General features: G+C 68.6%; 12 protein-coding genes, 1 tRNA gene, 1 other RNA gene and 1 pseudogene. 4 read left to right on the top strand and 11 right to left on the bottom strand.

All coding sequences use genetic code 11. The features are described from left to right. Positions 1-59: 59 nt before the first annotated feature. Positions 60-358 (top strand): annotated as a pseudogene (locus tag ABT114_RS35820) (replication initiator); the annotation flags it as partial. 324 nt (positions 359-682) lie between these two features. Here the strand turns inward: ABT114_RS35820 and ABT114_RS35825 are convergent. From ABT114_RS35825 to ABT114_RS35855, 6 genes are all read right to left on the bottom strand, one after another. Continuing rightward, a complete protein-coding gene (locus tag ABT114_RS35825) occupies positions 683-1,186 on the bottom strand; it encodes a hypothetical protein (RefSeq protein WP_351147233.1) in 504 nt (167 codons plus the stop codon). Positions 1,187-1,214: 28 nt separating this feature from the next. Continuing rightward, positions 1,215-1,889: a hypothetical protein gene (locus tag ABT114_RS35830; protein WP_351147235.1), complete on the bottom strand. Its 675-nt coding sequence runs from the start codon at positions 1,887-1,889 to the stop codon at positions 1,215-1,217. A 1,560-nt stretch (positions 1,890-3,449) separates the two neighbouring features. After that, a complete protein-coding gene (locus ABT114_RS35840) occupies positions 3,450-4,133 on the bottom strand; it encodes a hypothetical protein (RefSeq protein WP_351147237.1) in 684 nt (227 codons plus the stop codon). 516 nt (positions 4,134-4,649) lie between these two features. Further along, positions 4,650-4,765 (bottom strand) — tRNA-Arg (locus ABT114_RS35845). A gap of 33 nt (positions 4,766-4,798) precedes the next feature. Beyond that, complete coding sequence (locus ABT114_RS35850; protein ID WP_351147239.1) at positions 4,799-4,993, bottom strand: DUF397 domain-containing protein; 195 nt, start codon at positions 4,991-4,993, stop codon at positions 4,799-4,801. Then, a complete protein-coding gene (locus ABT114_RS35855) occupies positions 4,990-5,874 on the bottom strand; it encodes a helix-turn-helix domain-containing protein (protein WP_502988446.1) in 885 nt (294 codons plus the stop codon). Before ABT114_RS35855 ends, ABT114_RS35850 begins: the two co-directional genes overlap by 4 nt. A 117-nt stretch (positions 5,875-5,991) precedes the next feature. Here ABT114_RS35855 and ABT114_RS35860 point away from each other — a divergent pair, with 117 nt between their 5' ends. Next, a complete protein-coding gene (locus tag ABT114_RS35860; RefSeq protein WP_351147241.1) occupies positions 5,992-6,504 on the top strand; it encodes an ATP-binding protein in 513 nt (170 codons plus the stop codon). Between the two features lie 82 nt (positions 6,505-6,586). Here ABT114_RS35860 and rnpB read toward each other — a convergent pair. The 4 genes from rnpB to ABT114_RS35880 all read right to left on the bottom strand — a co-directional run bounded on the left by rnpB (position 6,587) and on the right by ABT114_RS35880 (position 9,522). Next, positions 6,587-6,989: RNase P RNA component class A (rnpB, locus tag ABT114_RS35865), an RNA gene on the bottom strand. Between the two features lie 18 nt (positions 6,990-7,007). Then, a complete protein-coding gene (locus tag ABT114_RS35870; protein WP_502988447.1) occupies positions 7,008-7,313 on the bottom strand; it encodes a hypothetical protein in 306 nt (101 codons plus the stop codon). A gap of 99 nt (positions 7,314-7,412) precedes the next feature. Further along, entirely contained in the window at positions 7,413-7,991 is a 579-nt protein-coding gene (locus ABT114_RS35875; protein WP_351147243.1) for a Uma2 family endonuclease, read from the bottom strand. Between the two features lie 97 nt (positions 7,992-8,088). Continuing rightward, the gene (locus ABT114_RS35880; RefSeq protein WP_351147245.1) at positions 8,089-9,522 is read right to left on the bottom strand and encodes an RNB domain-containing ribonuclease; all 1,434 of its coding nucleotides are present in this window, start codon (positions 9,520-9,522) and stop codon (positions 8,089-8,091) included. A gap of 74 nt (positions 9,523-9,596) precedes the next feature. On the opposite strand from ABT114_RS35880, the gene yaaA reads away from it, so the two are divergent. Beyond that, positions 9,597-10,397, top strand: coding sequence for a peroxide stress protein YaaA (gene yaaA / locus ABT114_RS35885; RefSeq protein WP_351147247.1), 801 nt, complete (start codon positions 9,597-9,599; stop codon positions 10,395-10,397). A gap of 101 nt (positions 10,398-10,498) precedes the next feature. Continuing rightward, a complete protein-coding gene (locus ABT114_RS35890) occupies positions 10,499-11,188 on the top strand; it encodes a bifunctional 4-hydroxy-2-oxoglutarate aldolase/2-dehydro-3-deoxy-phosphogluconate aldolase (RefSeq protein WP_351147249.1) in 690 nt (229 codons plus the stop codon). On the opposite strand, the gene ABT114_RS35895 is transcribed toward ABT114_RS35890, so the two are convergent. After that, on the bottom strand, positions 11,163-12,581 hold the full coding sequence (locus ABT114_RS35895; protein WP_351147250.1) for a bifunctional RNase H/acid phosphatase: 1,419 nt from the start codon (positions 12,579-12,581) through the stop codon (positions 11,163-11,165). The two genes, ABT114_RS35890 and ABT114_RS35895, sit on opposite strands and share 26 nt — an antisense overlap. Positions 12,582-12,593 lie beyond the last annotated feature (12 nt).

Genomic DNA, 12,593 nt, shown 5'->3' on the forward strand with positions numbered 1-12,593 from the left:
ACCTGGACGCCACGGGCCACGTCTGCTCGGCTCTGCCTGGGTCGATGGTGGACGGGATGGGAGCCCACTACCACCTCATCCGCGCCGGCCTCGTCGACAGGGGAACCCCGCACACGATCCGGGACCACCCCCGGGTCTTCGCCACCCTGACCTGCCCTCGCTCGACCCGGTCCACAACCGGCATGGCAACCGGCCCTGCCGTTGTGGCACCCGCCACGCCGAGGACGCACCCGGGTTGGGGACCCAGCTCGACCCGGACTCCTATGACTACGCGGGCGCCGTGCTGTGGAACAACTACGCCTCCGACCTGTGGCGCTACTTCACGATCTACCTGCGCCGCGAGATCGCCAAGCGTGCGTGTGCATCGCTGTACCCCCACCGGCCTCAGCCACGCTATCGGTGCCGTTGACCAGAGCAGGCCGCGACGGCCGGCGCGTGGTCGCAACTCGAAGCTGCTGCCCGTTCTCAAGGCCCGCAGTTTGGGAAGCTGCGGTCATTTGGGGCTGGTTAGGCCGCTGACCTGGTTGAACGGCCGAGCTGCGGCAGCGTCGGGCCCGGCTGCTTTCACCGTGATTCCCCGCTGTTCCCCGCTCGTTCTGGTGCGCTTGTGGTGCGGCCCGCGTCTCCGGACTGCTTCAGCAGAGGCCCTTGTCTACTTCCTGGTATGAGGTCGTGCTCACACTCACTGCGCTCGTTGGGGTTCGATGTGGTGGCACCGTGCCCGCTGGGTGTAGTTGCCGGGAACGTCAACGCTGACGGAATCCCAGAAGGGCTCGGACTCGCGGAAGTGCCCGCCTGCCGTGTGCCACTGGATTCCGGGGTAGGCGAGGCGCAGAGACCGGAGGGCGGCTGAGGCGAGGCCGCAGCGCTTGTAGCCCTCGTAGGATGTAGGCGCTTCCACCCAGCCGATCTCGCAGAGATCGCAGACCACGTACTCGACCTCGAAAGCCAGGTCGGATCTGAAGTAGGCCGATCGGATCCGCCAGCCTGTCCGCTCGTAGTAGCCGGCGGGCCGGTCGATCCACGGCCTCGGCGGGATGGCGGTCCGGTCGAAGCGGTAGGACTCGGGAGATGCCCATCGGCGGAGCCGGTCGCGCCAAGTCGGCTTGTCAGGCCACTCCCGTACCCAATGCGCGTGCTCAGCGAGCTGTGCCAGGGCGCGGATCGCCGTTTCCTTCTCCGCCATGGAGCTCTCCTCCCGGGCTTCTGACGAGCTACTTCTGTCCGGGTGTCCACTTCATGCCGAGCCGATAGGCTCGCGAGATTACGTCTTGGATGGCAGGGCCATCCTGCGGGGTGAACCATCTCACCTCGCGCCCCACGACGAGCTCCCCCTTTTGGCGCTTGATCAAGGCAATCGCACATGCGTGGCCCTGCGGCGGGCATTCATCGAGGCGCACCTCAAAGCAGTCGCCGCGATCAGAAGTGAGGGTCACTACTGCGTCGAGCCCGCGGAAGTCCCCGGAACCGCGGTAGATGTAGACGAAGAGCAGGAGCTTTGAGAACTCAGCTTGGTGGTCGAGATTGATCACCAGGTTCTCGCCTGCGGTTCGGGTGCCGCTCCGATCGTCCGCGTCTAACGCGACGTAGGGGAAGCGATCCACAGCGCCGAACGCGTTGCCGAGAGCCTGCACCACAGTCTTGCTGCCATCGCTGCATCTGATCATGCAGCCCAGATCGAGATCCACATCCTTAGCTGCGCTCGCCCGCAAGGAGGCCCGCATCCTCCGGAACCAACCACCACTTACTTCCTGGGCTTCCCGCTCCGCCGCTGCCCGAGGTGAGGTCCAGTTCAGGTTGACCCGGATCAGCCCCGAAGTCACCGCGTGCTTGTCCAACGAGACCGTAGGCGAGTCCTTGGTCAGGACCACTGCTCCGGACTGAGTCATCTTCGCAGTCCTTTGCGGGGGAAGGGGATCCACGGGCGTGGCTCGACGACACGGACGTCGTGTGAGAGCCGGAGATGACATCTCATAGCCGCTTGAGCTGGCGAGGCGCAGGTTTGCGTATTTGTGACCAACTTGTCGCCACTGTGTGGCAAGGCCCGTCATGTTGCCAGTAGGCAGAGAGCCAGACGGCATTCGTGCTCTATACGACGGCCAGCCCGGCGCGGCTGCGAGCACCTCGCGCTCTCAGCTTGGGGGCTTTGGAGCGGGTCCCGTTTCTGAGCTGCGACGGAGTGGTCCGGAGCCTGGCTGTGCTGGTCGCTCATACCCCAGTGTTCCCCGTAGTTCCCCGCACGATCTGGCACGTGTCTGGCAAGGGCACCGCTGTCTGGGCTGTCCGCGCTGGGCGTCCTCGCACAGCTCACGCCTGGGCAAGCTCCGCTACGTCGTCGAGCAGGCCTTCGCCCTGCTCCACCAGTTCAAACGCCTTGCCATCCGATGGGACGGCGCCTCGAACTCCACAACGCCTTCGTCTCGTTGGCCTGCAGCCTGATCTGCTGGAGGCGCCTCAAGAAGGCCCACTCGTGATCCTGTTACGAACTCGTAGATCTCACCGCGCAGTCAGGCGGTGATCCCTTCGCGTGCACCCATGACCTGACCGATCCTCTCCCCAAAAACATCGAAGGGATCGACATCGAGAGGGGTCGGGAGATCATCACTCAGCGTGGCCATCCGCTGCAGCCCGGCCGGGGGTCGGGCCGCGCGCGGGGAGCGGAGCGAGCCGCCTTGAACCAGTAGAGAAGGTTGTAACTCATGCGTGCGCGTGGGGTTTGTCTGGATCTGGTTGGCACCTGACACGTCGATCCCCGGTTGGTGCTGCTTGCCTCAGAGGTGAGAGCACATCTTGCCGTGTACCCACCCAGGGGCAGGCGTTCTGAGGCGGGGAACATGGAGGCCCGGCCTCAAATGGAGGCCGGGCCCAATGTGCGTCTCACTCAATGCAGCTGGTGAATGCTGTCCCTCATCTATGAGGCAGTTGCGGATCCGCTTGATCCCGGTGACTCTTCCTCAGCCGGGGCGCCGCGTCCGATGGTTATGGACCAGCGGACGGCCGCAGGGGCTGTGACGGATACGGTGCCGCTACGGTCCACACCGCTGACGGCTACCTGGTTGTAGGTGGTGCTGACTTGGCCTGCGACGCACTCCAGGGGGAAGGAGACGTGGACGGATGGCAGCGCCACCTTGATCTTCCCCTGGCCCTGGCAGCGCACCGCGACGATGAGGGCGTCGCCTTTTCTGCCCTTGCTGAACTCGAGGCTGGCGTTGCCGTTGGTCGCGCTCTGACGGCCGGCGAGTGTTTCGCCATCGTCGAGTTCAGGGGGCTGTTGGACAGAGGGCTGTGTTGTGCTGGGGGATGCGGTTGCCGTAGCAGGGGTTGGTTCGGACGAGTGCGTGGGGGGCGCGGACCGTTTGGCGCCCGCGGTGTCGGATGTGCATGCCGTGACGGGCGCGAGCATCGCGATACAGGCAATGCTCAGGCCTGCAAGAGTCCGATGGGACATGTCACCCCTCCCAGATTGCCCAGCCGATGCGGTGCGGCGTGTAGATGGTGACGTTCTTCTTTGCGCCCTTGGTGCAGTTGAGGTGCGTGTACTGGCTGTAGCCGTAGCTCTTGAGGCGGTACACGCCGTAGCGGGCGTAGGTCGTCTTGCGGGACGGGGTGTCTACGCTGATGGTGTTGCCGATCTTGGCGGTGAGTGATGCGGAGACGTTGACGCCGAACTTGCCTTCGATCTTGACAACTGCCGCGTTGCCTTCCACCTTGAGTTCACCGCTGACGGCTATGCCGACGGTGCCCGACACTTCAGAGACGAACGTCGACTTCGCGGTTCGAGATGTGCCGTTGTAGTTCGCCTGCTCGGCGCCAACGCCTTTGTGGTAGTCCTTGTCCTTGCTCGTGGGGTAGTAGTACCAGCCGTCCGAGCAGGTACTAGCGTCCGGCTTGTCACTCGGCTTGGACGTTGGCGCGTTGAGGTCGTCATCCGATGAGGTGCTGTCGGACGGTGCAGGTGCGGCCGTTTCGGGGGCGCCCTCGACGAGGTCCGTCTCCTCCGGTTGGGAGGGGGGAGCGGTCCCCACAACAGGGGTGTCCGTCGGGGCAGAAGTGGGGTCGGCCGCGAAGGCAGGGCTGGCAGCCGCCAACGCGGCCACGGCGAGCACTGGAATCAGGATCTTAGGCGTGCGCATGACATTCTCCTTGGTCAGGGGAGTACCGCACAGTGAAATCAATTCCCCCGGCGGCTGTCGAGATCATGTCAGGACGCGAAGGTGGAGGCCTAGCTTCCGGGCGTTTTCTGAGCAAGACGTGAGGTAGGGATTGCAGGTCGACTGGCGGCGCTTTCGTTACTTGGTCAACAGGCTTAGCTCGCCGACTCCAATTCGGGACTTGCGGCAGGTAGAGCTTTTCCGGGCGTAGGGCGGAGTGTGAGCATCGACGATCTTCGATACCGGTGTTTAGTGGCGGCCGCGGGGCAAGCCTTGAAGTCGTGCGCACAAGCTGGAGGTTCGGCTCCTTCGTGGTCCGCGAGAGTGGGAGGAAGCAGGAGGGGCGGACTGTCCAAGCGACGCGGATGCTGGACCGGGTGACCTTCACTGCGCAGGGTGCTGCGCCTAGGAGCCCTGAACGAGTGATGACGCGGCGCTCGTGGAACCAATCCCATGGCTCGTCGCGGGCATCGGCGTCCAACATGGCCTCATGAAGGGTGCCCCGGCAGGATTCGAACCTGCGCACACGGCTTCGGAGGCCGTTGCCGCGCGGCGGACAGTCACTCTGGGCCCAGCAGTTGGTACTCAGCTGATCTGCGGGCATGCGGTGGGGCTACGAACCGCTCGTTCGTAGCCCCACGTGTACGTCAGTGTCCGGCCGCGAAGTCCACAAAGGCGGCCCACTCCGGGCGTCGGAAGGTGAGTTGGGCGCGCGTGGGGGCCTTGGAGTCGCGGACGTGGATGGTGTCGGCGGTGACGGCGGCTTCAAGGCACTCGCCGCCCTCGTTGCCGCTGTAGCTGCTCTTGAACCAGGCAAGTCGCGCGGGTTCCGCAGTGCTCATTGTGCCCCCAGCAAGTCCTCGATCAGGGCGAGGGACTCCCGCATGGTGAGAGCCTGGGCCCTGATGCTGCCGTACCGTGCGGCCAGGATACGTACTTCTTCAGGGTCCGTGATCAGTCGGCTGGAGTTCTGCGCCTCGGTGTATCCCAGCTGGGCTTTCCCCTTCGGCGTGAGGAGCACGAACGAACCGCCCATCCCCGCATGCTCATTGCGGTCCGTCGGCATCACCTGGAGCTCCACGTTCCGCATGCGTCCGAGCTTGAGCAGGTGTTCCAGCTGTTCCCTGTGGATCTCCCGCCCGCCAAGGGGGCGCCGCAACACCACCTCCTCAATGACGGCGGTAACCATGGGCGGAGGCCAACTGGGCAGGATCACCTGACGAGCCATCCGAGAGGTCACCCGCTGCTCGATGGTCTCCTCGTCCAGCAACGGCTTACGCATCTCGTACAGCGCTCGGGTCCGCCGCTCCGTCTGCAAAAGACCTGGGACGTCGTGGTTGTTGTAGAAGTTGATCTCGACCGCTTCGCGCTCCAAGCGCGCATAATCCTTGAACCAAGCTGGGTGTCTCACCCTCGCCCTCGCCTTGGCCTGCTCCACATCCTCGATCGTGGCCTTCAACAACCCGTCGGCGTTGAGCAGTTCATCAGCCGACTCCAGGAACTCCCGTTGCGGCGTCCGCCTCCCCCGCTCAAGCGACGAAATCAGGTCCTCGCTGTATCCGAGCTGGTCGCCCATCTCCCTCTGAGTGAGCCCCGCCCGCTCCCGAAGTACCCTGACCTGCTTGCCGATTGCTCGGTTCAGGTCGCTGGCCTGCTCGCCCTCGTCGTGCGTGTCCTGCTGTTCCGTCACCGTCACTTCAACACCCACCTTGCCGAACAACACGCCCCCACCAGGTCACGGCCGACACCCCGTACAGGACACCGTCCCTACCGGTACACACACCCTGCGTACCGAAGGATTCCCTGGTCAGGGTAGAGCGGGGCGGCCACGCTCAGTGACATGAAGTCAGAAATTTCCACCCACCACTTCGCCCAACTCCTCAGCGCCACGCCTCGCGGCGCCCGCCTTGCTCGGTTCCTGGCTGTGCAGCAACTCGACGAATGGGGCTGGCCGCCGACCTGCACGGTGAGCGATTCCGCGGCGCTGGTCGTCGCCGAGTTGGCGGCGAATGCTGTCGCGCACGGGCGCGTGAAGGGGCGCGGGTTCCGGCTCATGCTCACTGTCGAGGCGTCGGACACGCTCCGTATCGAAGTTGCCGACTCACGAGGCGACCGCTTGGCCCTGGCCCGTCGTGCTGCGAGTACCACCGACGAGACGGGGCGCGGGCTGCTGCTCGTAGACGCCCTGGCCGCCCGGTGGGGCAGTGATCCATGGCCGCCGTCCGGCAAGGTCGTGTGGGCGGAGATCGGTCTTCCTCACCCTGTGCTCGCTGCTTCCGCGTCCGCCGCTCAGCCCTCAATCGGGGCCGTTCCGGCACCGGAGACGGAGGCGGAGGCGGAAGCGGCACGCTGATTGTGGAAGGCGGCGATCGTGATCGACAGGGTCGACGACGGGCTTCTCACGTGCACGGAGACCTGCTCCTACTTGGAGAAGGCAGACGAGTCGGGCTATACGCCGGGTTCTGTCGCCCGGTCGCCTCGCGGCGGCCGGGGAGACGGCCATCCATCTAGGGCCAGCGTTGCCGCCGGCCTCGTGCGGTCTACCCGCGGACTCGGGCGGGCAGCCCTCGAACGTCCGCGCAGAAACACCGGGGTGTTTCCTTTTGACCTTGCTCCGGGTGGGGTTTACCTAGCTGCCCAGGTCGCCCTGGGCACTGGTGGTCTCTTACACCACCGTTTCACCCTTACCGAGAGCCGGAGCTCTCGGCGGTTTGTTTTCTGTGGCACTGTCCCGCGGGTCACCCCGGGTGGCCGTTAGCCATCACCCTGCCCTGTGGAGCCCGGACGTTCCTCGGGAAGTGCCTTAGGGGCACTCCACGCGGCCGTCCGCCCGGCTCGTCTGCCGTGTGGACCATGTTACCGGGCGCGAGCCTCGTCTCGGTCCGGCCAGGTGTCCGGCCCGCGGCGCAGCCGCCGCTGTCGGGTGCTGCCTCCCCCGGGTCGGCGCAGCACCGGGCCGGAGTCCGAGTCCTTCTTCGGTCCGGCCGCCGTCGCCAGTACTGAGCCCGCCAGGATCAGGAGAAAGGCGGACACGATGCCTGCCGTGAGGCGTTCGTCCAGGAAGAGCGCCCCGACCGCCACCGCGACCGCCGGGTTGACGTACGTGATGACCGTCGAGCGGGTCGGGGCGGGCCGCTGCGGCCGAGCCCCGGCCGTGTCCACATCGCCTGCTCGGCCATCGCCCCGCACCCCCTTGTCCATGAGCCCTGAGGGGTGCAACGCCCTCAGGGCTCGTTTTCAGTCCGGGGTGCAGGGGCCTGCTCAGAGGAAGTCGGACGTGTCCAGGTCGAAGGCGAAGGGTTCGGGGAGGGTGAGCGACTTGCCGAAGGGGAGGGTGCAGCGCTGGCGGTAGTCGTCCTGCCTCGGGTCCCTGAGGAGCGTCACCTCGGAGGTGTCCCGGTCCACGAGCAGGTAGAGCGGGATGCCGGCGCGGGCATAGCAGCGGCGCTTGACCTCACGGTCGGCCTTGGGCTTGGTGGAGGTAACCTCCAGCACCATGGCGACGCCCTGGCAAGGCATCCAGGGGTCGGCCCCCCGGTAGAGCCGCAGCACCTTGGGAGCGAACGTGCCGTCCGGGATCACGTGGTCCTTCGGGCACGCCTCCGCTTTGCCCAGCTTCAGCCCCTTGTTCCCGGAGAACTGCATCTCCGTCCGGGACCGTCTGATCACCTGGCTCACGATCAGGCCGATGTAGTCCTCGTGATCCCCGTCCGGCGGCGGCGTCACTACGATCTCCCCCTCGACAAGCTCCGCCCGGAAACCCTCCGGGGTGTCCAGGGCGAGAAAGCCGTCCAGCAGGACCTCTTCCTGCGTGAGCGGCTCATGGGCCATGGCAGTCATGTCACGCCCCTCCTTCGGTCGCTCGCCAGACTGGGGCATCGGTGGATCACCTGTCCGTGGATCGGGAGCCGTTACCTCGATCGTGGCACACGATCCCTCACGCGGGCGCGAAGCGCACTTTCGCCGTGGCCGGATCGGCCTGGGTGAGGCGGACCCGTAGCCGTTCGCCCAAGGGGAGGCGGTCGCCTTCGATCCGGCCGATCACTGCAGGGGACTCCAACTGGACGGTTCCAAGGGTCGGTTGATGTTCCTCGACGTCCACCACGCAGCCGTCGAAGAGGTCGCCGACGCGGTCCTTGAGCAGTGCGGCCTCGACGATGTCGACGCAGGCGCGCTCCACCGCGCCCGCGCGCCGGCTGCCGTCCCGCATCTCCGTCGGCAGCGCGTCGAGGGCGGCGAGCACCCAGCCGGGCGGGGCCTGGTCGGCGGCGGCCGCGAGGCAGAGCTCCGAGGCGTAGCGGTCTGCGAGGCGGCGCAGTGGGGCCGTGCAGTGGGCGTAGGGCGCTGCGACCGCCGCATGGGTGGTGATGTCCGGGAGCTTGCCGTCCCGGAAGACCGTGTAGCCCGCGCCGCGCAGCAGGGTCGTGCACTCCTGGAGGAAGGCCGCGTGGTGCGGCTGGTGCGGGTCGAGGGAGCGGATGAGCGCCGCGTACGAGACATGGTGCGGCCAGTCGATGTGCAGGGCGTGCGCGGTGCGGCGCAGGCGGCCGACGGCGCCGTCCGGGGCGGCGGGCAGGGTGCGCAGTACGCCGGTGCCGTACGACAGCATCAGGTCGGCCGCGGTCATGCCGGTGAGCAGGGAGATCTGGGCGTTCCAGGAGTCGGCGGGCAGCGGGGCGCGGTAGGTCGGCTCGTAGGTGTGGTCGTGCTCGACGATCTCCTGCTCGGGCACGTTGAGTGAGATGCCGCCGCGCTCGACCTCCAGCTGTTCGCGCAGTTGCCCGACGGTCTTCAGGAGGGCGAGGGGCTCCTCGGCGGTGCCGTCGTCGATCTGCTTCTGCACGCCCTCGTAGTCGAGTTTGGCCCGGCTGCGTACGAGGGCCCGGCGGACGTCGGCGGCCAGCGTACGGCCGTCCGCGTCGAGGTCGATCGTCCACAGGGCGGCCGGGCGCACCTGGTCGGGGAGGAGGCTCGCGGCGCCCTCGCTGAGCGGGAGCGGGTGCAGCGGGACCCGCTCGTCCGGGAAGTAGAGGGTGTTCACCCGCCGGTGGGCCTCGGCGTCCAGCGCTCCGCCGGGTGCGACGAAGGCGGCGACGTCGGCGATGGCGTACCGGACGCGGTAGCCGGTGCCCTGCCGGGACAGGTGCAGGGCCTGGTCGAGGTCGGTGGAGGCGGGCGGGTCGATGGTGAAGAAGGGGATGTCGGTGGCGTCGAACTCCGGCAGCGCGGGGGACGCCGCCGCTCGGTCCGCCTCGGCCAGGACCGCGGGCGGGAAGCTCTCGGGCACGCCGAGTTCGGCACGCAGCGCGGCGAGGGCGGCCCGCAGCGGGGCTTCGGGGGCGCCGGTCACGCGGATGTGGCGGCGGGGCATGTGTCGAGCGTAGGGCGGGGGTGGCATGGCGGCACGCCGTACGCTGGCTCGGAGCTCTAGAGAAGGAGACCCCCGTGCTTGTCCTGCTGCCGCCTTCCGAAGGCAAGGCATCTTCCGGCCGCGGCGCCCCGCTGAAGCCGGAGTCGCTGTCGCTGCCGGGGCTCAGCGCTGCCCGCGAGGCCGTGCTCGACGAGCTGGTCGAGCTGTGTGCGGGCGACGAGGAGAAGGCGCGCGAGGTACTCGGACTGAGCGAGGGCCTGCGGGGCGAGGTCGCGAAGAACGTGGAGTTGCGGACGGCGGGCGCGCGCCCGGCCGGGGAGATCTACACGGGTGTCCTCTACGACGCCCTCGACCTGGCCTCCCTCGACGCGGCCGCGAAGAAGCGCGCCGCGCGCTCGCTGCTGGTCTTCTCGGGGCTGTGGGGTGCGGTCCGGGTGACGGACCGGATCCCCTCGTACCGCTGCTCCATGGGCGTGAAGCTGCCGGGGCTCGGGGCGCTGGGCGCGCACTGGCGTACGCCGATGGCGTCGGCGTTGCCCGAGGCGGCCGGGGACGGGCTGGTGCTGGACCTGCGCTCGTCGGCGTACACGGCCGCGTGGAAGCCGAAGGGTGAGGTCGCCGGGCGGACGGCGACCGTGCGCGTGCTGCACTCCCAGGTCGTGGACGGGGTGGAGAAGCGGTCGGTGGTCAGCCACTTCAACAAGGCGACCAAGGGGCGGATCGTGCGCGGCCTGCTGACGGCGGGGATCGCGCCGAAGGACCCGGCCGAGCTGGTGGAGGCACTGCGGGACCTCGGGTACGTGGTGGAGGCGGAGGCGCCCGCGAAGGCGGGGAAGCCGTGGGCGCTGGACGTGGTGGTGACGGAGATCCACTGAGGTTCCTTCCGTAGGCACCTTCTGTAGGCGCCCTCCACAGACGCGTTGCGGCATGTGCAACGCCCTTTGCGCATGCTGCATCACGCGGGCAGGATGAGGCCATGACCTCACCGCTGCCCTCCTCTTCGGCTGCCTCGGAATCGGTATCGGTATCGGTATCGGTATCGGTTCTGGATCTCGCGCCCGTCATGCCGGTCGTCGTCCTCCATGACGCCGCCGATGCCGTACCTCTGGCCCGGGCCCTGGTCGCGGGCGGGCTGCCCGCGATCGAGGTGACGCTGCGGACGCCCGCCGCCCTCGACACGATCCGGGCCATCGCCGACGCGGTGCCGGACGCGGTGGTCGGCGCGGGCACGGTGATCACGCCGGAGCACGTGACGGCGTGCGCGGCGGCCGGGGCGCGTTTTCTGGTGAGCCCGGGCTGGACGGACGTACTGCTGTCGGCGATGCGGGCGTCCGGGGTGCCCTTCCTGCCGGGAGTGTCGACCACGTCGGAGGTCGTGGCGCTGCTGGAGCGCGGGGTGCGGGAGATGAAGTTCTTCCCGGCGCAGGCAGCGGGGGGCACCGCCTATCTGAAGTCGCTGGCCGGGCCGCTGCCCCAGGCGCGGTTCTGCCCGACCGGCGGGATCGGACCGGCGTCCGCCCCGGAGTACCTGACGCTGCCCAACGTCGGCTGCGTGGGCGGGAGTTGGATGGTCCCGGCGGACGCGCTGGCGGCGCGGGACTGGGACCGGGTCGAACGGCTGGCCCGCGAGGCGGCGGCCCTCAGCGCAGGTGGGACGTGTCGTTGAACAGCCGCACGCTGGCGTTGCCGTCCGCGTAGTACGCCACCGCCGACAGGGAGGCGGCCGACAGTTCCATGCGGAACAGGGACTCCGGCGGGGCGCCCAGGGCGAGCCGTACGAACGTCTTGACCGGGGTCACGTGGGTGACCAGCAGCACCGTGCGGCCCGCGTACGCCGCGACCAGCTTGTCGCGGGTGGCGGCGATGCGGGTGGCGGTCGCCGCGAAGCTCTCGCCACCACCGGTCGGTTCGGCCTCCGGGTCGGCGAGCCAGGCGTTCAGGTCGTCCGGGTAACGCTCACTGACCTCGCCGAAGGTAAGGCCCTCCCAGGCGCCGAAGTCTGTCTCGCGCAGCCCGTCGTCGATGGTGACGTCGAGGCCGAGACGGGCGGCGACGGCCCCGGCGGTCTCGCGGGTGCGGGCGAGGGGGGAGGCGACGATCGCCTGGATCGTGCCACGCCGGGCCAGCGCCGCCGCGACCCGCTCGGCCTGCTCCCGCCCGACGTCGGAGAGGGACGGATCGGTACCGCCGCTGCCGGAGAACCGCTTCTGGGGAGTCAGCGGGGTCTCCCCGTGCCGGAGCAGTACGAAGGTCGCCGGCGCGCCCATATCGGCGGGAGCCCAGCCGGGCGAGGTCGCGGGCGTGGGCGAGGTCGCGGGCGCGGGCGAGGTTGCGGGCGCGGCCACGCTGCGGGCGGCACGTACGTCGGCGTCGGCCTTCGCCGCACGGACGTCGGCGTCGGCCTTCTTCGTGGTGCGGGCGCGCGCGTCGGCCTTCGCGGCCCGCGCATCGGCGTCAGCCTCGACGGCTCCGCCGCCCGCACTGTCGGCGGCCGAGGGACCGGCGGAGGGAGTGCGGCCCGCCAGCGCCGCCCGCGCCTTCGCCGCGCCCGCGGCGGCGTCTCCGGGCGGGCCCTCGGGCTCGGGTGCCGCAGACCTCGACGCGCGGGTGTCCAGCTCCGCCGTGGACGCGGACGCGGACCACTGCTCGCCCCGCTTGCCCGCGTCCATCGCCTCGTTCGCCAACCGGTCGGCGTGCTTGTTCTGCTCGCGTGGGATCCACTCGTAGGTGACCTGTCCCGGCGGGAACACCTGCGCCGCCACCGCCGCGAGCGGCTTCATGTCGGGGTGCTTGATCTTCCAGCGGCCCGACATCTGCTCGACGACGAGCTTGGAGTCCATGCGGACATGGACCTTGGCGGACGGGTCCAGGTCGTGGGCGGCGCGCAGGCCGGCCAGCAGGCCCCGGTACTCGGCCACGTTGTTCGTGGCGACGCCGATGTACTCGGCCCGCTCGGCGAGGGTCTCCCCCGTCGCCGCGTCGATCACCACGGAACCGTAGCCCGCAGGTCCCGGGTTGCCCCGGGAACCGCCGTCGGCCTCGACGATGAACTCCCGCACGCCCAAAGCCCC

This window comes from Streptomyces sp. NPDC002088 (assembly GCF_040296605.1).
Taxonomy (GTDB): Bacteria; Actinomycetota; Actinomycetes; order Streptomycetales; family Streptomycetaceae; genus Streptomyces.